The sequence below is a fragment of the Sphingomonas koreensis genome, assembly GCF_002797435.1.
Taxonomy (GTDB): Bacteria; Pseudomonadota; Alphaproteobacteria; order Sphingomonadales; family Sphingomonadaceae; genus Sphingomonas; species Sphingomonas koreensis.
The window spans coordinates 3,821,010-3,838,132 of sequence record NZ_PGEN01000001.1 but is presented as its reverse complement, the minus strand read 5'-3'; the positions used below and the strand labels follow the sequence as shown (position 1 = coordinate 3,838,132).

General features: G+C 66.2%; 22 protein-coding genes. 5 read left to right on the top strand and 17 right to left on the bottom strand.

Annotated elements, in window-relative coordinates:
- Positions 1-83 precede the first annotated feature (83 nt).
- From fusA to BDW16_RS18375, 4 genes are all read right to left on the bottom strand, one after another.
- Positions 84-2,177: an elongation factor G gene (gene fusA / locus BDW16_RS18390; RefSeq protein ID WP_066574477.1), complete on the bottom strand. Its 2,094-nt coding sequence runs from the start codon at positions 2,175-2,177 to the stop codon at positions 84-86.
- A gap of 106 nt (positions 2,178-2,283) precedes the next feature.
- On the bottom strand, positions 2,284-2,754 hold the full coding sequence (gene rpsG, locus BDW16_RS18385; protein WP_066574482.1) for a 30S ribosomal protein S7: 471 nt from the start codon (positions 2,752-2,754) through the stop codon (positions 2,284-2,286).
- 58 nt (positions 2,755-2,812) lie between these two features.
- Positions 2,813-3,184, bottom strand: coding sequence for a 30S ribosomal protein S12 (gene rpsL / locus BDW16_RS18380; protein ID WP_010545715.1), 372 nt, complete (start codon positions 3,182-3,184; stop codon positions 2,813-2,815).
- A 236-nt stretch (positions 3,185-3,420) separates the two neighbouring features.
- Positions 3,421-4,113 carry an SAM-dependent methyltransferase gene (locus BDW16_RS18375; protein ID WP_198585807.1) on the bottom strand — a complete coding sequence of 231 codons (693 nt, stop codon included), beginning with the start codon at positions 4,111-4,113 and terminating at the stop codon, positions 3,421-3,423.
- A 115-nt stretch (positions 4,114-4,228) separates the two neighbouring features.
- On the opposite strand from BDW16_RS18375, the gene BDW16_RS18370 reads away from it, so the two are divergent.
- Positions 4,229-5,095 (top strand): hypothetical protein, encoded by an 867-nt coding sequence (locus tag BDW16_RS18370; protein ID WP_164519404.1) that lies wholly within the window; start codon positions 4,229-4,231, stop codon positions 5,093-5,095.
- Positions 5,073-5,540 carry a bactofilin family protein gene (locus BDW16_RS18365; RefSeq protein ID WP_083954183.1) on the top strand — a complete coding sequence of 156 codons (468 nt, stop codon included), beginning with the start codon at positions 5,073-5,075 and terminating at the stop codon, positions 5,538-5,540. Before BDW16_RS18370 ends, BDW16_RS18365 begins: the two co-directional genes overlap by 23 nt.
- On the opposite strand, the gene BDW16_RS18360 is transcribed toward BDW16_RS18365, so the two are convergent.
- The 3 genes from BDW16_RS18360 to BDW16_RS21550 are packed head-to-tail and all read right to left on the bottom strand — an operon-like array spanning position 5,537 to position 7,502.
- Positions 5,537-6,814, bottom strand: coding sequence for a Xaa-Pro dipeptidase (locus tag BDW16_RS18360; protein WP_066574489.1), 1,278 nt, complete (start codon positions 6,812-6,814; stop codon positions 5,537-5,539). The genes BDW16_RS18365 and BDW16_RS18360 overlap by 4 nt on opposite strands.
- Positions 6,815-6,868: 54 nt before the next feature.
- Positions 6,869-7,213, bottom strand: coding sequence for a DUF3140 domain-containing protein (locus BDW16_RS18355; protein ID WP_066574492.1), 345 nt, complete (start codon positions 7,211-7,213; stop codon positions 6,869-6,871).
- Positions 7,214-7,226: 13 nt separating this feature from the next.
- Positions 7,227-7,502 (bottom strand): hypothetical protein, encoded by a 276-nt coding sequence (locus BDW16_RS21550; protein WP_164519403.1) that lies wholly within the window; start codon positions 7,500-7,502, stop codon positions 7,227-7,229.
- On the opposite strand from BDW16_RS21550, the gene BDW16_RS18350 reads away from it, so the two are divergent.
- Positions 7,416-7,862 carry a GFA family protein gene (locus BDW16_RS18350; RefSeq protein ID WP_066574494.1) on the top strand — a complete coding sequence of 149 codons (447 nt, stop codon included), beginning with the start codon at positions 7,416-7,418 and terminating at the stop codon, positions 7,860-7,862. The genes BDW16_RS21550 and BDW16_RS18350 overlap by 87 nt on opposite strands.
- Before the next feature lie 3 nt (positions 7,863-7,865).
- Here the strand turns inward: BDW16_RS18350 and BDW16_RS18345 are convergent, their stop codons facing one another.
- The 5 genes from BDW16_RS18345 to BDW16_RS18325 form a co-directional block, all read right to left on the bottom strand.
- The gene (locus BDW16_RS18345) at positions 7,866-8,222 is read right to left on the bottom strand and encodes a hypothetical protein (RefSeq protein ID WP_125958808.1); all 357 of its coding nucleotides are present in this window, start codon (positions 8,220-8,222) and stop codon (positions 7,866-7,868) included.
- A gap of 101 nt (positions 8,223-8,323) precedes the next feature.
- Positions 8,324-9,724: a dihydrolipoyl dehydrogenase gene (gene lpdA / locus BDW16_RS18340; RefSeq protein ID WP_066574499.1), complete on the bottom strand. Its 1,401-nt coding sequence runs from the start codon at positions 9,722-9,724 to the stop codon at positions 8,324-8,326.
- Positions 9,725-9,788: 64 nt separating this feature from the next.
- Positions 9,789-10,181, bottom strand: coding sequence for an acyl-CoA thioesterase (locus BDW16_RS18335; RefSeq protein WP_371836681.1), 393 nt, complete (start codon positions 10,179-10,181; stop codon positions 9,789-9,791).
- Complete coding sequence (locus BDW16_RS18330) at positions 10,165-10,377, bottom strand: hypothetical protein (protein WP_066574508.1); 213 nt, start codon at positions 10,375-10,377, stop codon at positions 10,165-10,167. Before BDW16_RS18330 ends, BDW16_RS18335 begins: the two co-directional genes overlap by 17 nt.
- 7 nt (positions 10,378-10,384) lie before the next feature.
- Positions 10,385-11,671: a pyruvate dehydrogenase complex dihydrolipoamide acetyltransferase gene (locus BDW16_RS18325; RefSeq protein WP_066574511.1), complete on the bottom strand. Its 1,287-nt coding sequence runs from the start codon at positions 11,669-11,671 to the stop codon at positions 10,385-10,387.
- 146 nt (positions 11,672-11,817) lie between these two features.
- Between BDW16_RS18325 and BDW16_RS18320 the strand changes: the two genes are divergently transcribed.
- The gene (locus BDW16_RS18320) at positions 11,818-12,273 is read left to right on the top strand and encodes a universal stress protein (RefSeq protein WP_066574514.1); all 456 of its coding nucleotides are present in this window, start codon (positions 11,818-11,820) and stop codon (positions 12,271-12,273) included.
- 5 nt (positions 12,274-12,278) lie between these two features.
- Positions 12,279-13,577 (top strand): M20/M25/M40 family metallo-hydrolase, encoded by a 1,299-nt coding sequence (locus BDW16_RS18315; protein ID WP_066574522.1) that lies wholly within the window; start codon positions 12,279-12,281, stop codon positions 13,575-13,577.
- A gap of 57 nt (positions 13,578-13,634) precedes the next feature.
- On the opposite strand, the gene BDW16_RS21825 is transcribed toward BDW16_RS18315, so the two are convergent.
- From BDW16_RS21825 to BDW16_RS18290, 5 genes are all read right to left on the bottom strand, one after another.
- Positions 13,635-14,612, bottom strand: a complete 978-nt coding sequence (locus BDW16_RS21825; RefSeq protein ID WP_066574525.1) for an RcnB family protein — start codon at positions 14,610-14,612, stop codon at positions 13,635-13,637.
- A 193-nt stretch (positions 14,613-14,805) separates the two neighbouring features.
- Entirely contained in the window at positions 14,806-15,291 is a 486-nt protein-coding gene (locus BDW16_RS18305) for a GAF domain-containing protein (RefSeq protein ID WP_066574527.1), read from the bottom strand.
- A 40-nt stretch (positions 15,292-15,331) separates the two neighbouring features.
- The gene (locus tag BDW16_RS18300; RefSeq protein ID WP_083954184.1) at positions 15,332-16,015 is read right to left on the bottom strand and encodes a DNA alkylation repair protein; all 684 of its coding nucleotides are present in this window, start codon (positions 16,013-16,015) and stop codon (positions 15,332-15,334) included.
- Positions 16,012-16,419 (bottom strand): alternative ribosome rescue aminoacyl-tRNA hydrolase ArfB, encoded by a 408-nt coding sequence (arfB, locus tag BDW16_RS18295; RefSeq protein WP_066574529.1) that lies wholly within the window; start codon positions 16,417-16,419, stop codon positions 16,012-16,014. The genes BDW16_RS18300 and arfB overlap by 4 nt, the downstream gene beginning before the upstream one ends.
- A complete protein-coding gene (locus tag BDW16_RS18290) occupies positions 16,406-17,080 on the bottom strand; it encodes an RluA family pseudouridine synthase (RefSeq protein WP_066574531.1) in 675 nt (224 codons plus the stop codon). Before BDW16_RS18290 ends, arfB begins: the two co-directional genes overlap by 14 nt.
- Positions 17,081-17,123 lie beyond the last annotated feature (43 nt).

The window sequence follows — 17,123 nt, the reverse complement described above, 5'->3', positions numbered from 1 at the left end:
ACCTTCTGATTCAAATTTCCCGGACCGCTACGGGAATCGCGAGAACGCGGCCCCATAGCGGTTCAATTCACGTAACGCCAGCCTTACGCCAGCTTGGCCTTCACTTCGTCGGCCACGTTCGGCGGCACTTCGTCATAGTGCGAGAACTGCATCGAGTACTGCGCACGACCCTGCGTGAACGAGCGGAGCTGGTTCACATAGCCGAACATGTTCGCCAGCGGGACCATCGCCTCGACCGTCTGCGCGTTGCCGCGGCTGTCGGTACCCTGGATCTGGCCACGGCGGCTGTTGATGTCGCCGATCACGTCGCCGAGATAATCCTCGGGGGTCACGACCTCGACCTTCATGATCGGCTCGAGCAGCTTGATGCCCGACTTCTGCGCCGCTTCGCGCATCGCGCCGCGGGCAGTGATTTCGAACGCCAGCGCCGACGAGTCGACGTCATGGTACGCGCCGTCATACAGCAGGACTTCGAAGTCGATGATCGGGAAGCCGACCAGCGAACCGGTCTCCGCGGTCTCGCGGAAGCCCTTCTCGATCGCGGGGATATATTCCTTGGGAATATTACCGCCCTTGATCTCGTCCTTGAAGACGAAGCCCGAACCGCGCTCACCCGGAGTCAGCTTGACCTTGACGCGGCCGAACTGGCCGGTGCCGCCCGACTGCTTCTTGTGGGTGTAGTCGATGTCCACCGGCTTCGCGAGATACTCGCGATATGCCACCTGCGGCGCGCCGACATTCGCCTCGACCTTGAACTCGCGCTTCATGCGATCGACCAGGATCTCAAGGTGAAGTTCACCCATGCCCTTGATGATCGTCTGGCCCGATTCATGGTCGGTCGAAACGCGGAACGAGGGATCCTCGGCGGCCAGGCGGTTGAGGGCGATGCCCATCTTCTCCTGGTCGGCCTTGGTCTTCGGCTCCACCGAGAGCTCGATCACCGGCTCGGGGAATTCCATCCGCTCGAGGATGATCGGGTGCGCGCTGTCGCACAGCGTGTCGCCGGTCGTGGTCTCCTTGAGGCCCGCGATCGCGACGATGTCGCCTGCACGCGCCTCGTCGATGTCCTCACGCGAGTTCGCGTGCATGAGGAGCATACGGCCGATCTTTTCCTTCTTGTCCTTCACCGAGTTCAGATACTGGCCCTTGCTGAGCGTACCCGAGTAGATGCGCGCGAAGGTGAGCGAGCCGACGAACGGGTCGTTCATGATCTTGAACGCCAGCAGCGACATCGGCGCGTCGTCCGCAGGCGGACGCGAATCCGGGGTCTCGCCATCGAGCTTCACGCCCTGGACGTCGGGAATGTCCAGCGGGCTCGGCAGATAGTCGACGACCGCATCCAGCAGGGGCTGAACGCCCTTGTTCTTGAACGACGAACCGCACAGCACCGGCACGAAATCGAACGCCAGCGTCCCCTTGCGGATCAACGCCTTGAGCGTGGGGATATCCGGCTCGTTGCCTTCGAGATACGCGTCCATTGCCGCGTCGTCCTGCTCGACGGCGATCTCGATCAGTTCGCCACGGGCAGCCGCAGCCGCATCCTTCATGTCGTCGGGGATATCGCGATATTCGAACTTCGCGCCCAGCGACTCGTCGAGCCACACGATCGCGCGGTTCTCGACCAGGTCGACGAGGCCGACGAACTGGCTCTCGATGCCGATCGGCAGATACAGAACGGCGGTACGCGCGCCCAGGCGATCCTTGATCATGTTGACGCAACGCTCGAAGCTCGCACCGGTACGGTCCAGCTTGTTGACGTAGCACAGGCGCGGCACGCGATACTTGTCGGCCTGACGCCACACGGTCTCAGACTGCGGCTCGACGCCGGCAACGCCGTCGAAGCAGGTGACCGCGCCGTCCAGCACGCGCAGCGAACGCTCGACTTCAATCGTGAAGTCGACGTGGCCCGGCGTGTCGATGATGTTGATCAGATGCTCTTCGCCCTTGCCCTCGGCAGCGCGCCACTTGCAGGTGGTCGCAGCGGAGGTGATCGTGATCCCGCGCTCCTGCTCCTGCTCCATCCAGTCCATCGTCGCAGTGCCTTCATGCACTTCGCCGATCTTGTAGGACTTGCCGGTGTAATAGAGGATGCGCTCGGTCGTCGTGGTCTTGCCGGCGTCGATGTGCGCCATGATACCGATATTGCGATAACGCTCGAGCGGATGGCTGCGGGCCATGATCGGGGTTCCTTAGCGATGTGGGGAGCCGGACGATCCGGCTCCCCAGAATATAGGTAAGAAAATTACCAATGCCACCCGCCGGCCGCAGCCGGCGGAGAGGCGATTACCAGCGGTAGTGGCTGAACGCGCGGTTCGCTTCCGCCATGCGGTGCGTATCCTCGCGCTTCTTCACCGCATTGCCGCGGTTGTTCGAAGCGTCCAGCAGCTCGCCCGACAGGCGCGCCGACATGGTGTTCTCGCTGCGGTTGCGGGCCGAGGTGATCAGCCAGCGGATCGCCAGCGCCTGCGCACGCTCTGGACGGACTTCGACGGGGACCTGGTAGGTCGCACCGCCGACGCGCCGGCTGCGGACCTCGATGCCCGGCTTGATGTTGTTGAGCGCGTCATGGAACACGCCAAGCGGATCCTTCTTCGCGCGCTGCTCGACGGTGTCGAGCGCCGAATAGACGATACCTTCAGCGACGGCCTTCTTGCCGTCCAGCATGACGCTGTTCATGAACTTGGAGAGAACCACATCTCCGAACTTCGGATCGGGCAGGATTTCCCGCTTCTCGGGACGACGACGACGTGCCATCTTTGAATTCCTTCTAAAACTTCAGCGTATCCGGAACCTGTCCGGGGCTTACTTTGGCTTACTTGGGACGCTTCGCGCCGTACTTCGAACGGCTCTGCTTGCGGTCCTTGACACCCTGGGTATCGAGAACGCCGCGCAGAACGTGATAGCGCACACCGGGAAGATCGCGCACACGGCCGCCACGGATCAGGACCACCGAGTGCTCCTGCAGATTGTGGCCCTCGCCGGGGATGTACGAGATGACTTCGCGGCTGTTGGTCAGACGGACCTTGGCCACCTTGCGAAGCGCCGAGTTCGGCTTCTTCGGGGTCGTGGTGTACACACGGGTGCAAACGCCGCGCTTCTGCGGGTTCTGCTCCATCGCAGGGACCTTGCTCTTGGCCTTCTGCGGTTCGCGGCCCTTGCGGACCAGCTGGTTGATCGTCGGCATGAAGCCCTTCACCTTTTTCGTTACCGGTTGCCCGGCGGTTACTGTGCGGGAGCCCTGGTAGTGCAATACAAAAGGGCCTGGTGGGCGAACCCCCTGGCCCCAAGTCTCCGACACCGTTCAGCTCTGCTCCACCCGGAACGGCGAAAAGCCGACAGAATCGACTCCCTGCCCGGGTGCGGAACGCGCGGCCTATACGCTTGCGGCCCTGGCCGGTCAATGGCGGCGCGGAGGACGGTTCAGCGTACCGCTGTCCGCACCACGCCCCGGCACACCGCAGGCCGTTTGTCCGGTGGCGGCACATGCCACAAATGCACGATCGCACCCCCTGCCCGCCGTGTCGCATCGGGCTTCCAGTCGCCCATGTCGAAGGCATGGCTGACGATCCGCGCGCCGGGCTTCAACTGCGTCAGCAGCCGCGGGCAGAGCCGGTAGTTCACTTCGGGCAGCAGGTACATGGTCACCACGTCGGCGGCGGACAGATCGGCCTTGAACAGGTCACCTGTCTCGAATCGCACCCGGTCCGCGACCCCGGCACTCCGGGCATTGGCCTGCGCCTTGCCGATCAGCACCGCATCGAGATCGATGCCGACACCGCGGGCGCCGCGCTCACGCGCTGCGGCAATCAGGATACGCCCGTCGCCCGTACCCAGGTCGATGACGTGATCGCCCGCCCTGACCTCGGCCATTTCCAGCATCCGCGCAACCACGGCGGGCCGGGTGCCCTTGTACGGCACGTCGAGCTTCGGCCCTCCGCTGAACAGCGTCTCCGCAGAACAGCTTACCATCGTCGGCGACATGCAGCGCCCGCCCAGCGCGATCAGGCCAAGCGCCACCACCGCGGCGGCCGCACCAGCGATCCGGACGGCTACGGGCGACGAAGGGATCGACAATCCGCCCAGCCTGCTCCGAAAGCTCTCGCGGTCCGCCATTCGCCCCCCGGTGCTTGCGATCCTTAACCCGATCTTCAGGCTCGTCGTCCAGGTGCAGACTATGCCGCCACTGCCGCTCAGTCCAGCAACGCCCGCCCCCGCGAAGGCGCTGGCCGTGGCCGCCCTCCCCTTCATTCTGCTCAGCGGCTCACTTTCCGGATGGGGCGCTGCGGCGGGGATCGCCGCGTGCCTGATCGCAGTCGCGGCCGCGATCGGCCGGCAGCATCTCGCCATGAGCCTCGGCTTCGGTCTTGCCGTGGTGTTCAACGTCCATGCCCTGGTCCTCGCGCCCTTCTTCCTCGCGATCGCGATCCGCGACCGGGCCGGCATCCGTACATGGCTCGCCGCGCCGTCCATCTGGCTGGCGCTCGTGCTGCCCTGGCTGATCGCCGGCGGGCGGCCGGCGAATTTCGATCCGAGCGTCGGCGACGCACCCGGCATCTGGTCGATCGCTACGGCAATTCTGCCCGAACACGCGCCGCAGCTTGTCGGGCTGGCCCTCGCCGCATCGCTCGGCACCGCCGCAATCTTCGTCGCGCGGATGCAGGTCGTGCCGCTGGATCGCCGGGGGTTGATCGGTATGGCCAGCCTTTCGTCGCTTCTCACCGCCGGCCTTTTTCCCGGCATTCGGCCCGACGCCTTCATTCTCGCTGCGATTCTAACGCTAACCTGCGCCGCCATCCGTCCGGGCCGTTCCACGCTCCTGATAGCGGGATTGGTCCAGGCCGGACTCTTCGCGACCATCGGCGTCATTCCCGGCGCGAGCGCAGTGCCGGTCGCGGTCGGCGCGTTCTGCATGATCGCCGCGACATGGATCGCAGCACAGCCGCTGATTGCCCCCCACGCGAATGATAATCGCGACGGATCGCATCGAATCCCGCCGGCATACGGGCTGCACGGTACCCTGTCCTTTGATATGATGAGCGCGCGGCCCGCACGGTCGCGGGGGAGTAACACGGATGTTCGGAAGCAAGACGCGTGATGACCGGCCGGCGATGCCGCTGGCGACCGGAGGCAACGGCAATGGTCGGCGCGGCATGTTTTCCGTGATCGGCGCCGATGTCGTGATCGCCGGGAACATCAACGCCAGCGCCGAATTGCATGTCGAGGGCCGGATCGAGGGCGACGTCGATTGCGCCGCGCTGATCCAGGGGGCCGAGAGCCACATCGTCGGCGCCGTCACCGCAGAAAGCGCCCGGATCGCCGGCACGATCGAAGGCACGGTCCGCGTCCGCCAGCTCACCGTGGAGCGCAGCGCACGCATCACCGGCGATGTCGAGTATGAGAATATCACGATCGAGAATGGCGGCCATATCGACGGCCGGATGCGCCGTATCGGCGCCACCACCGTCACCATTACCCCGCTGATCGGCAGCGACGCGCCCCGCGCGCCGCTCGCGACGACGGTCGAAGCCGCGGCCGGTTAGTCGCCGGAGACGAGCTTTCCGCCCTTGATCACCGCCTTGACCGCGGTGAGCACCCCGACATCCTTGAGCGGATCGCCGTCCACTGCGACGATGTCGCCATAGCGACCCACCGCAATCGCGCCGACATCCTTGCTCCGTCCCAGCGCCTCGGCCGCGTTGAGCGTCGCCGCGCGGATCGCTTCCAGCGGGGTCATCCCATAAGTGACCATGGTGCGGAACTGCCCGGCGGCCGTGCCATGGGGCATCACCCCGGCGTCGGTGCCGAACACCATCTTCACCCCGGCCGCATGCGCCTTGCGGAAATTGTCGCGCTGGATCTGCGCCACCTCGCGGTCCTTGCGCAGATTGTCCTCGAGCACGCCGTTCTTCTTGCCCTCCGCCTGGGTATAGTCGGTGTTGAAGATATCCATCGAGAACCAGACCGGCTGCTTGCGCGCGACGGCCAGCCTGATGCCCTCGTCATCGACCAGACTGACATGCTCGATCGTGTCGACCCCCGCGCGGATCGCTGCCTTGATCCCTGCCGCGCCATGGGCGTGCGCGGCGACCCTCAAACCCCATTGATGCGCCTCGTCGGCGATCGCGCGCATCTCCTTTTCCGAGAGCTGCTGCTGTCCCGGCTCGGTGTTACGCGAGAAGACCCCGCCCGTGGCGCAGATCTTGATGACTTCGGCGCCGTATTTCCGCTGCTCGCGCACCTTGACGCGCAGTTCCTGCGGCCCGTCGCCCACCGCCACACCCTTCGCCTTGAACGAGGGGGGCAGATAGGTCTGGTCGCAATGCCCGCCGGTCGCGCCCAGCGCATGCGCCGCCGGCACGATCCGCGGCCCTTCGATCAGTCCCTCCTCGATCGCCTGCTTGTAGCCGACATCGGCATAGTTCTCCGACCCGACATTGCGGATCGTCGTGAAGCCGGCCTTCAGCATTGCGCGGGCATTGGCGACGCCCTGGATCGCCCAGAAGCTGTCGGTGAACTGGAGCCCCGTATAGCCGCCATAGAGCGGGTTGGCGTCGAGATGGACGTGCATGTCGATCAGCCCGGGCAGGATCGTCTTGCCGGAAAGGTCGATATGCCGGACGTCGCTGCCCCAGCGCACCGTGCGCGCGTCGGCGATGCTCTTGATCCGCCCGTCCTCGATGAAGACCGCAGGATGCTCGACCACCGTTCCGGCAACGACATCGACCATGCGGTCGGCGGTGACGACGACGGTCTCTGCAGCCGCAGGCGTGGCGGCAAGCACGGCTACGGCCGCAACGATCATCTGGCGCTTCATCGGATCCCCCGCTGGTGTTTTTCAGAGGCTCGCCGTCACCGCGTCAAAGGTCAACTATTTCAGCGGATCGTGCCCCCAGTTCATCAGCGAATAGCGCCAGCGCGAGGTCGGGATTCGAAATTCGTCATGCGGCCCCTGTCCGCGATGGCGCCGCACGAAACCGACCACCTTGCGCATATGCGCATAGTCCCCGCCGTCGAGTTCGGCCTTCTTCCTGCGCAGGATCGCCACGATCCGCCGGCCCGAAGCGCGCCCGACGCTCTCGCTCTCCCCCGGCCGTGTGAAGCCGACCTTGCGGCTCTCATCGGTCTCCAGCCACGCCTCGATCTCGCCCGCGGTCATGTTCACCGCCTCGCGAAAATTCCGCCACACCTGATCGTGATCGTCCCGCTTCGCCATCTTGCCCCAACGCTCAGACCCGGTCCGGGTTCGCGATCACCCCGTCCGGCACCGATTTTACGCTTGCGATATCGATCACAAATATCGGGGCCACGAGCGCGAATCTGGACCACAGGATCGAAATACCCATGCCCCCGCCCCCTTCTTCGGTTATGGGACGCAAGGTGACGGCGCATGGCTGAACTGTAAAGCGGGGGATCGGATGATGACGGGTCAGGAAGGCGGATGCCGCTGCGGCAAGATACGGTTCCGCATCAACGCCGAGCCCTTCGTCACCGCCGTCTGCCATTGCCGCGGCTGCCAGAAGATGAGCGCAAGCGCCTTCTCCACCACCCTCACCTTGCCCGCCGACGCGCTCGAGATCCTCGAAGGTGAACCGGTGATCGGCGGCCTGCATGGCGACGAAGCGCGCCACCATCATTGCGACTGGTGCAAGAGCTGGCTCTTCACCCGCCTGCCGCCCGAATACGGCGCGGTGAACGTGCGCGCGACCATGCTCGACGATGCGAGCGGCTTCGTGCCGTTCATCGAGACCTATACCAGCGAGAAGTTGCCCTGGGCGCAGACCGGCGCAGCGCACAGCTTCGAACGCTTCCCCGAACCGTCCGATTATCCGCGGCTGATGCAGGCGTTCGCGGAAGCGCGCTGAGCGTCAGACCTTGCGGCCGAAGGTGGGTCGTGGTGCGGCGCTGTCGGGCACCGTGAAGTTCGCCTCTCCGGCGGCCTTCTTCTCGAGATAGCGGCTGATCGCCGCGTCTGCGTCGAAATCGCCGGGCGCGCTGTCGTTGCTCCCCAAGGCCTTCTTGCCTTTGGGCTTCGTCGCCAACCCAAGCAGCTTGAACAGGATCGGAAGGCTGAGCAGCAGGCTGATCGCAGCCAGCCCCATCACCGTGGGCATCAACTGCTGCGACGCCACTCCGCCCAACGCGCCATTGACGCGATAGAGATAGATCGCCAGCCCGCCGAACCAGAAGACGGGCACGATCCCCAGAAACGTCTTTGCCGACATGCCATGCTCCCGCAAATCGCGCGGCAGCATGGCAGGGTTTCACCAATAAAGGCTGAACGGGGCTTGAGAATGCGCTGACCAACGCAGTCTCAAGCCGCCCCTCACATGTGTAGCTGGCGCCCATAAGCGGCCAGCACCGCCTCGTGCATCGTCTCGCTGATCGTCGGGTGCGGGAACACCGTTTCCATCAGCTCCGCCTCGGTGGTCTCCAGCGTCTTGCCGATGGTGTAGCCCTGGATCATCTCGGTCACTTCCGCGCCGATCATGTGTGCGCCCAGCAGCTCGCCGGTCTTGGCGTCGAACACCGTCTTCACAAAACCTTCCGGCTCGCCCAGCGCAATCGCCTTGCCGTTGCCGATGAAGGGGAAGTTGCCGACCTTGACCTCGTAACCGGCTTCCTTCGCCTTCGCTTCGGTCAGGCCGACCGACGCGATCTGCGGGTGGCAATAGGTGCAGCCCGGAATGTTGCGCGGGTCCATCGCGTGCGGGTGCTTGCCCGCGATCGCCTCGGCGGCGATCACGCCCTCATGGCTCGCCTTGTGTGCCAGCCAGGGTGGCGCGGTGATGTCGCCGATCGCGTAGAGGCCGTCGATGTTGGTCTTGCAGTCCGGCCCGGTCCTGAGGAACCCACGGTCGTCGACATCGACGCCCAGCTCCTTGAGGCCGATGTCGGCGGTATTCGGCACGATGCCGATCGCGACGATGACATGGCTGAATTGCCCGTCCACCGCCTTGCCGTCCTTCCCGGTGATGGTCGCTTTCACGCCGGTCGCATCGGCGGCGATCTTGTCGACCTTGGCGCCGGTCATGATCGTCATACCCTGCTTCTTGAGCGCCTTTTCCAGGTGCGCGGAGATGTCGGCATCCTCGACGGGAACGATGCGGTCGAGCATCTCGACCACCGTCACCTCGGAACCCATGTCGTTGTAGAAGCTGGCGAACTCGATCCCGATCGCGCCCGATCCGATGACCAGCAGCTTCTTGGGCATCTCCTTCGGCGTCATCGCGTGGCGATAGGTCCACACCTTGTTGCCGTCGGCGGGCAGGTTCGGCAGGTCGCGGGCGCGCGCGCCGGTGGCGAGGATGATGTTCTTGGCGGTCAGTTCCGTCACCTTGCCGTCCTCGGCCGTGACGCTGAGCTTGCCCTTGCCGGTCAGCTTGCCAGTGCCGAAATGCACCGCGACCTTGTTCTTCTTCATCAGGTGCGTGACGCCCTGATTGAGCTGCTTGGCGACCCCGCGCGAGCGCTTGACCACGGCCTCGAGGTCGGCGGTGATCTTCTCGGCGGCAAGGCCGTAATCCTTGGCGTGCTGCATGAAGTGGAAGATCTCGGCCGAGCGCAGCAGCGCCTTGGTCGGGATGCAGCCCCAGTTCAGACAGATCCCGCCCAGAAGCTCGCGTTCGACGATCGCGGTCTTGAGGCCGAGCTGGCTCGCCCGGATCGCGGCGACATAGCCGCCGGGTCCGGAACCGAGCACGATCACGTCATAGGATTCAGCCATTGTCTCTAGAGCCCCTGGGGAGTGAGGATTGAAGGATAGATAGGGTCGGCGAACGCGCCTTGCATCAGCCGTCCACCGGGCGCGGCTTGCGATCCTCGCCCACCGCAACGAAGGTAAAATTGGCCTGCGTCACCAGCTCGCGCTCCTCGCCGTGGCGGCCGCGGCGCCAGGCTTCGACGTCGATCTTCATCGAACTGCGGCCAACCTTGGTGAGCGCGGCATAAACCGACACCTCGTCGCCGACGAAGACCGGTGCGTGGAACTGCATCGCGTCCATCGCCACCGTGACGGCCCGGCCCTTGGCGCGGCGCGCGGCGACGAGGCCGGCGGCCATGTCCATCTGCCCGATCAGCCAGCCGCCGAAGATATCGCCATAGGCATTGGCGTCGGCGGGCATCGTCGTCACGCGGATCGTCGGCTCGAAAGCCGGCGGCGACCGGTCAGGCATCACTTGCATTCCTCTTGGCGCGGTCCGCTGCCATTGCCCGCCGCATCGGGGCGACACCCATGCCGATCACGCACAGGATGGCGACGGCCGTCACCAGCCACACGTCGCGGGCGGCGAGCGGATAGGCCCAGGCCGAAACCGCCGCGATCAGCAGTGCGACCGCGATTCCGGCGGCGATGTGCAGGGCTTCGACCAGGACGCGCATCGCGGCGTCAGGCCAGCAGGCCCATCGGCGACTCGACGAGCGCCTTGAACACCTTCATCAGCTCTGCGCCATCGGCTCCGTCCACCGCGCGGTGATCGAAGCTGCCGGTCGCCGACATGACGGTCGCGACGCCCAGCGCGTCGTCGACGATGTACGGGCGCTTCTCGCCCGCGCCGACCGCCAGGATCATCGCCTGGGGCGGATTGATCACCGCATCGAACTGCTTGATCCCGAACATGCCCATGTTGGAGATGCTGGCGGTGCCGCCCTGATATTCGTGCGGCTGCAGCTTGCCTTCCTTGGCGCGCTGGCCAAGCTCCTTCATCTGGGTCGAGATCGACGCCAGACCGATATTCGCGGCATCGCGGATGATCGGGGTGATCAGGCCGGTCGGCGTGGAAACCGCGACCGAGATGTCCGAGCGGCTGTACTTGACCAGCTTGTCGCCCGCATAAGTGACGTTGCACTTGGGCACCTGCGCCAGCGCGACGGCCAGCGCCTTGATCAGCATGTCGTTCACCGACAGCTTCACGCCGCGGGCTTCCAGGCTCTTGTTGAGCTGGCCGCGCAGTTTCAGCAGCGCGTCGAGCTGGACGTCGACGGTCAGGTAGATATGCGGGATCGTCTGCTTCGCCTCGGTCAGGCGGCGCGCGATCGTCTTGCGGATGTTGCTGAGCTTTTCTTCCTCGTGCGGGATGCTCTCGTCATACCAGACCGAGGCAGGCGCTGCCGGAGCCGCAGCAGCGGGCGCCGCCGCAGGAGCCGCCGGTGCAGCAGCAGCGGGCGCGGCGCCGGGCTTGGCGCCCTCGACGTCCGCCTTGACGATGCGGCCATTCGGGCCCGAACCGCTCACGCTGCCCAGCTCGACACCCTTCTCAGCCGCGATACGGCGCGCCAGCGGACTGGCCTTAACGCGGTCACCGCTCGCCGCCGCAGGAGCAGCCACGGGAGCCGGCGCAGCGGCAGGAGCAGCCTTCGCTTCTTCCTTCGGCGCTTCGGCGGCTTTGGGCGCCTCGGCCTTGGGTGCAGCGGCTGCCGCGGAGACGTCCTCGCCCTCACCCGCCAGCACCGCGATCACGGTGCCGACCTTCACGCCATCGGTGCCCTCGGCGATCAGGATCTTGGCGATCACGCCCTCATCGACCGCTTCGAACTCCATCGTCGCCTTGTCGGTCTCGATCTCGGCCATCAGATCGCCGGCCTTGACGGTATCGCCCTCCTTCACCAGCCATTTGGCGAGAGTGCCCTCCTCCATCGTCGGGGAAAGGGCCGGCATCTTGATGTCGATCGACATGGGCGGGGAGGATCCTGTCGCAGGGTGGTGGTTTGGCCCTCCCTTGCGCGATGAACGGCGCGGGTCAAGCCTCCCGCACCCGTCAACCTCTTGCGCTCTGGCCCTTCCCGCGTCACCACCAAGGGGAAACGGGAGGGGATGGTTTCATGCGTACCTATCTTGTGGTGATCGATGAAAGCCCTGAAGCGCAGATTGCCCTGCGGTTCGCCGCGCGCCGCGCGGTCAAGACCGGCGGCGGAGTCGAGATTCTCTCCCTGATTCCCAAACCCGATTTCGTCCAGTGGGGCGGCGTGATGGCGACGATCGAGGAAGAGGCCCGTCAGCGCGCCGAAGCACTGGTTGCGGGCGCGGCCGGAACCCTGATCCAGGAATCGGGGCTGAAGCCCACCATCACCGTCCGCGAAGGCGACGGGCCAAAGATCATCCGCGAGTTGATGGACGCCAACCCCGAAATCGCCGCGCTCGTGCTCGGCGTGGCGGTGGGCGGCAAGCCGGGGGCGCTGGTCAGCCATTTTACCGGCAGCGACATGGCCGCCCTTCCCGTCCCGCTGATGCTGATCCCCGGCAGCCTCGACCGCGATGCGATCGACCGGCTAAGCTGAGTCTCATGCGAACCCTCCCCTTCCTCGCGCTGCTCCTCGCAGCCCCCGCCGCCGCACAGGAGTCTCCCAGCCCCGAACGTCTGAAAGCGGACGTCGAGAAGCTGGTGAGCTTCGGCACGCGCCACACCCTTTCCTCCGCCACCGATCCCGTCCGCGGCATCGGCGCCGCGCGCAAATGGGCAGCGGACGAGCTCAACCGCATCGGCGAAGCCTGCCAGTGCATCGAAGTCGCCAACATCGCCCGCACCTTCACCGGCCCGCGCGCACCCAATGGGGTCGAGGTGGTCAACGTCCTCGGCTTCCAGGCCGGCGAGGACCCCAAGCGTGTGGTGATCGTGCAGGGGCATATCGACAGCCGTGTGTCGGATCCGCTCAACTTCACCGCCGACGCCCCCGGCGCCAATGACGACGCATCGGGCGTCGCCCTGGTGATCGAGGCGGCGCGCATCCTCTCCAAGCAGAAGCACCGCGCGACGATCATCTACGCCGCGCTGTCGGGCGAGGAACAGGGGCTGTGGGGCGGCACGCTGCTGGCCGAAACCGCGAAGGAGCGCGGCTGGACCGTGATCGCCGTGCTCAACAACGACATTGTCGGCGGGACGATGGGCCAGAACGGTGTCCGCGTCGCCGACCGGGTTCGTGTCTTCTCTGAAGGTATCCGCGCGTCGGAGACGATCGAGGAGCAGCTGCGCCGCCGCGGCGATGGCGGCGAGGATGACGGCCCGAGCCGTGCGCTCGCCAAGGCGATCGACAAGGTCGCCGATGGGCTGAGGAAGGACTCGCCCGACGCGCTCGACGCCTTCATCGTCCGCCGTCCCGATCGGTTCGGACGCGGCGGCGATCACGAGCCCTTCCTGCGGCTCGGCTATCCCGCCGTCCGCTTCTCGGTCGGCGCCGAGCATTACGACCAGCAGCATCAGGATCTGCGTACCGAGAATGGCCGCGTCTATGGCGACACGGTCGACAAGATGGACTTCCCCTATCTGGCGAAGGTCACCGCGCTCAACGTCGCGACGATCCGCCGCCTCGCCAACGCGCCCGACGCGCCATCATCCGTGGTGCTCGACGGGGCGCTCTCGCACGACATCAAGGTGAAGTGGAGCCCGGTCGCGGGCGCAAAGGGCTATCGCGTCTACTGGCGCCGCAACGACATGCAGGACTGGACCGATGTGCGCGGCGTGGCGGGCCTGACCGAAACCGTGCTCAAGGACGTCCCGGTCGATGATCACTTCGTCGGCGTAGCGTCCGTCGCCGCGGATGGCAGCGAGAGCATCGTCACCTTCGGAACGCGCCCGCCGCGTTGAAACCAGGAGCCCGCCGCCGCCGTCTCCCCCCATGGAACGGCAGCGGCGGGTAGCGCCTCAACGGCAATAGCAGTTCTTGCTTTTCACCGGCGCGCGATAGAGTTTCTTGGTCGGAGCGCGGCGCACGACCTTGCGCGCGCCATAGGTCACATATTCCTCGGTCACGGTCGTCGTGGTGGTCACGACCGGGGCCGACTGGATCACCACCGTCGTCGATGCCGGTGCGGAATAGTATCCGCCATAGCAGTTCGCGACGCATACCATCGGCCGCCGCGCATAGCCGCGATAGCCATGTTCTCCGCGATACGCGTACCGGTCGCCGTGGCGCGCATCGCGATCATAATCGCGTTCGTCATAGCCGGGCGCATCGTAATCGGCGCCACGTTCGCGGTCATCGCGGTCGCGATCGGCATAGTAGCCGTCATCGTCGTCATAGTCATAGCCATGACCGTCGCGGTCCCAGTCGAGGCCGCTCACCGAATCCCACACCTTGCCGCGGCGGTCGATCAGCACCGCATCGTCATAATAGCGGACCCAGTCATAGCCCGCCGCCGGGCGGCTGAGCCCCCAGCTCGACCAGTCGTTGATCCAGAAACCCCCGCCGATCCAGTAGCTGGGCAGCGTCCAGCCGCGGACCGGCCGGCGATAGGCACCCCACCCGCCCGGCGCGCGCCACCCGGCGTACCAGCGCCCGTCGATCCGCTTCCCCCAGCGCCCGGGGCGCGCCGGCTGCCAATTGCCCGGCCGCGGCGTGCCCGGAGTCCAGCTACCGGGGCGCGGATGGCCCGGTTTCCACCCGCCCTGGGGCGGCCGCGCCGGTTGCCAGCCACCCGGCCGCGGCGTTCCCGGCCGCCAGTTGGGGCGTTGTGGTGCGTGGGCCGCCGGCGCCGCTGTTGCGGGCACCACCGCTACCGGCGCGGCCGGCACCATTGCGGCGGGCGCGGGATAGTTGGCACCCCGGGTCTGCTGCGCCTCCGCGGGCGCGGCGAGCGCCAGGCCGCTGACGGCTGCGACGATCAGGGTGGCGGTACGCATGGGCGGCAACTCCTCGTTGGAATCGCGCCAGGCTCAGGCGAAGACGCGAATCTTCACCTTTCCTTAACACCTTCGTTACGGCCGCTCCAAGTCACCCCGCATCCGGTCAAGTCCCAAATCGGGCCAATGACTTAACCATGGCTCCACCGGATCGCGCGAAAGCCGTGCCAATCCGGAACAGGCGACTCGGCCGTTAACCCGCGATCCGCGGCGCCAGCAGCGCCGCCAGCGCCTCGCATCCCGCGGCGTCTTCGGCGTCGAACCGGCCACGTGACGGGCTGTCGAGATCAAGAACGCCGATCAGCCGGCCCTGGTGCGAAATCGGCACGACCAGTTCGGCGTTGCTTGCCGCGTCGCAGGCGATGTGGCCGGGAAAGGCGTGGACGTCCTCGATCAACTGGGTCTCGCCGCTCGCCGCCGCGGCGCCGCACACGCCCTTGCCGAACGGGATGCGGATGCACGCCGCCTTGCCCTGGAATGGTCCGAGCACCAGCTCATCGCCGACATTGCGGTAGAAGCCGGCCCAGTTGAGGTCGGGCAGATATTGCCAGATCAGCGACGCCGCATTCGCCATATTTGCGATCGCATCGTCCTCCCCCGCAGTCAGCGCGTCGAGCGCGGCCAGCAGGTCGCGGTAAAGCTCGGCCTTCGATCCGGCCGCGATGTCGAAACTGTACATGGCGACGCAGGTGGCCTGTCGCGCCACCGCACGCAAGGGGTCAGCTCGCTGCCGCGTTCTTCGCGTCGGCCTTGGCGAAGGCACGCAACGCGTCCTTGCCGTTCCAGCGCGCGGTCCGGTCGGTCGATACCGCGAGCTTCGTCGCCAGTGCGCGGGCCGCCGCGCGCAGCGCCGGATCCTTCTTGCCGCCGATCGCGCGCAACGCCCAATTGGCGCCCTTCTTCACGAAATTGCGATCGTCCTCGGCCGCGCCTTCGATGAGCGTGAGGCCATGCAGATAATCCGCCGGCCGGCGATGCAACGCTAGGCAGGCGAGCAGCGCAAACCCCGCGCGCCGCCCCATCTCGTCGTTGAGCTGAGTCCAGGGCTCGACCAGCGCCGCTGCGCCCTCGACCTTGTCGAACAGCTTGAAACAGGCGGTATCGGTCACCGCCCAATTATCGAACTGCGCGCGCCACGCATCCATCTGCGCGTGAGTCACCATCGCCGGATCGTCGATCAGGAAGGCGATCATCCGCCCCTCATAGACCCGCGTGGCCCACATCGCCGCGGCCAGATCATGGTCCTTGCCCAGCGGTTTGGCGATCGCCTGGATTCGCGCCATCGGCACTCCGAACACGCGGTCGGCGGTGACGATCCCGTAGCGCGGTCCCATCTCGGTGCGGGTCTTTTCCAGCCCCTCGGCTTCCAGCGCCGCCAGCACCGCTTCGACCCGGTCCGTCATTCGACGCGCACCTTGCCGCGACCCGCCTTGATCGCTGACCGGCCCTTCTTTTCGTCCACCCGCCGTGCCCTGGCCGCCTTGCTTGGCTTGGTCTTGATCCGGCGCGCGTCGCGCTCATGCGCCCTCACCAGCAGCTCGACGATGCGGGCGCGGGCGTCCTGCCGGTTCGCTTCCTGCGTGCGGAATTTCCGCGCAGTCACCACCAGTTCGCCGCTCGCGGTCATGCGGCTTCCAGCCAGCTCCTTGAGCTTGGCATAGGCCCATGGCGGCAGGCCGAGCCGGAACACGTCGATGCGCAGCTGCACCGCGGTCGCGACCTTGTTGACATTCTGACCACCCGGGCCGGATGCGGCGAGGAACTTCTCCTCGACCACCGCGGCCTCGGGGAATTCAGGCGGCGTCATCGGCCTGCGCGAACCCGCCGAACCCCATCGCCTTGAAACGTTCGGGCGTCGGCGCCTCGGCATGGACATCGGGCTTGCCCGGCCGCGGCACGGTGAGCTGTGCGGCGTGGAGCATCATCGTCCGTCCGCCCGCGACGCCATAGACCGGGTCGCCGGTGATCGGGATGCCCAGGCCTTCGGCGGCATGGACACGGATCTGATGCGTGCGTCCGGTCTCGGGATAGAAGGCGACGAACGCCCGGCCGTCCTTCGAATCCAGCACCCGCCAGCGCGTCCGCGCCGCCTTGCCTTTCGGATCGCCCGTCATCCGCCAGCCGCGCTCGGCGCTCGATACCTTGATCAGCGGCAGCTCGATCAGCCCCGACGGCTCCTCGGGCACGCCGTCGATCACCGCCAGATAGCGTTTGGTCACCGCGCCCGCCTCGAACGCTTGCTGGAAACGGGCATGCGCCTTGGGATTGCGCGCCAGCAGCAGGCAGCCGCTGGTGTCGCGATCGAGCCTGTGCACCGGTGTCGGCCAGCGCTGGAAGCCGAAGGTCAGGTTGCCAAGATAATTCTCCAGGCTGATCGATCCGTCACGCGGCGGATCGACGGGCAACCCGGCGGGCTTGTCGATGATGATTGCCTCTCCGTCGATGAAGAGAACATGGTCCTGGATCATGCCTCCGCTTTGGGCGTTGCCGCGTCCGCGCGCAATGGCAGAA

What these genes read in the sequence shown, in the direction of transcription:
- fusA (WP_066574477.1), bottom strand. Translation starts at nt 2,177, where the DNA reads ATGGCCCGCAGCCATCCGCTCGAGCGTTATCGCAATATCGGTATCATG.
- rpsG (WP_066574482.1), bottom strand. Translation starts at nt 2,754, where the DNA reads ATGGCACGTCGTCGTCGTCCCGAGAAGCGGGAAATCCTGCCCGATCCG.
- rpsL (WP_010545715.1), bottom strand. Translation starts at nt 3,184, where the DNA reads ATGCCGACGATCAACCAGCTGGTCCGCAAGGGCCGCGAACCGCAGAAG.
- BDW16_RS18375 (WP_198585807.1), bottom strand. Translation starts at nt 4,113, where the DNA reads ATGGCGGACCGCGAGAGCTTTCGGAGCAGGCTGGGCGGATTGTCGATC.
- BDW16_RS18365 (WP_083954183.1), top strand. Translation starts at nt 5,073, where the DNA reads ATGTTCGGAAGCAAGACGCGTGATGACCGGCCGGCGATGCCGCTGGCG.
- BDW16_RS18360 (WP_066574489.1), bottom strand. Translation starts at nt 6,814, where the DNA reads ATGAAGCGCCAGATGATCGTTGCGGCCGTAGCCGTGCTTGCCGCCACG.
- BDW16_RS18355 (WP_066574492.1), bottom strand. Translation starts at nt 7,213, where the DNA reads ATGGCGAAGCGGGACGATCACGATCAGGTGTGGCGGAATTTTCGCGAG.
- BDW16_RS18350 (WP_066574494.1), top strand. Translation starts at nt 7,416, where the DNA reads ATGATGACGGGTCAGGAAGGCGGATGCCGCTGCGGCAAGATACGGTTC.
- BDW16_RS21550 (WP_164519403.1), bottom strand. Translation starts at nt 7,502, where the DNA reads ATGGCAGACGGCGGTGACGAAGGGCTCGGCGTTGATGCGGAACCGTAT.
- BDW16_RS18345 (WP_125958808.1), bottom strand. Translation starts at nt 8,222, where the DNA reads ATGTCGGCAAAGACGTTTCTGGGGATCGTGCCCGTCTTCTGGTTCGGC.
- lpdA (WP_066574499.1), bottom strand. Translation starts at nt 9,724, where the DNA reads ATGGCTGAATCCTATGACGTGATCGTGCTCGGTTCCGGACCCGGCGGC.
- BDW16_RS18335 (WP_371836681.1), bottom strand. Translation starts at nt 10,181, where the DNA reads ATGCAAGTGATGCCTGACCGGTCGCCGCCGGCTTTCGAGCCGACGATC.
- BDW16_RS18330 (WP_066574508.1), bottom strand. Translation starts at nt 10,377, where the DNA reads ATGCGCGTCCTGGTCGAAGCCCTGCACATCGCCGCCGGAATCGCGGTC.
- BDW16_RS18325 (WP_066574511.1), bottom strand. Translation starts at nt 11,671, where the DNA reads ATGTCGATCGACATCAAGATGCCGGCCCTTTCCCCGACGATGGAGGAG.
- BDW16_RS18320 (WP_066574514.1), top strand. Translation starts at nt 11,818, where the DNA reads ATGCGTACCTATCTTGTGGTGATCGATGAAAGCCCTGAAGCGCAGATT.
- BDW16_RS18315 (WP_066574522.1), top strand. Translation starts at nt 12,279, where the DNA reads ATGCGAACCCTCCCCTTCCTCGCGCTGCTCCTCGCAGCCCCCGCCGCC.
- BDW16_RS21825 (WP_066574525.1), bottom strand. Translation starts at nt 14,612, where the DNA reads ATGCGTACCGCCACCCTGATCGTCGCAGCCGTCAGCGGCCTGGCGCTC.
- BDW16_RS18305 (WP_066574527.1), bottom strand. Translation starts at nt 15,291, where the DNA reads ATGTACAGTTTCGACATCGCGGCCGGATCGAAGGCCGAGCTTTACCGC.
- BDW16_RS18300 (WP_083954184.1), bottom strand. Translation starts at nt 16,015, where the DNA reads ATGACGGACCGGGTCGAAGCGGTGCTGGCGGCGCTGGAAGCCGAGGGG.
- arfB (WP_066574529.1), bottom strand. Translation starts at nt 16,419, where the DNA reads ATGACGCCGCCTGAATTCCCCGAGGCCGCGGTGGTCGAGGAGAAGTTC.
- BDW16_RS18290 (WP_066574531.1), bottom strand. Translation starts at nt 17,080, where the DNA reads ATGATCCAGGACCATGTTCTCTTCATCGACGGAGAGGCAATCATCATC.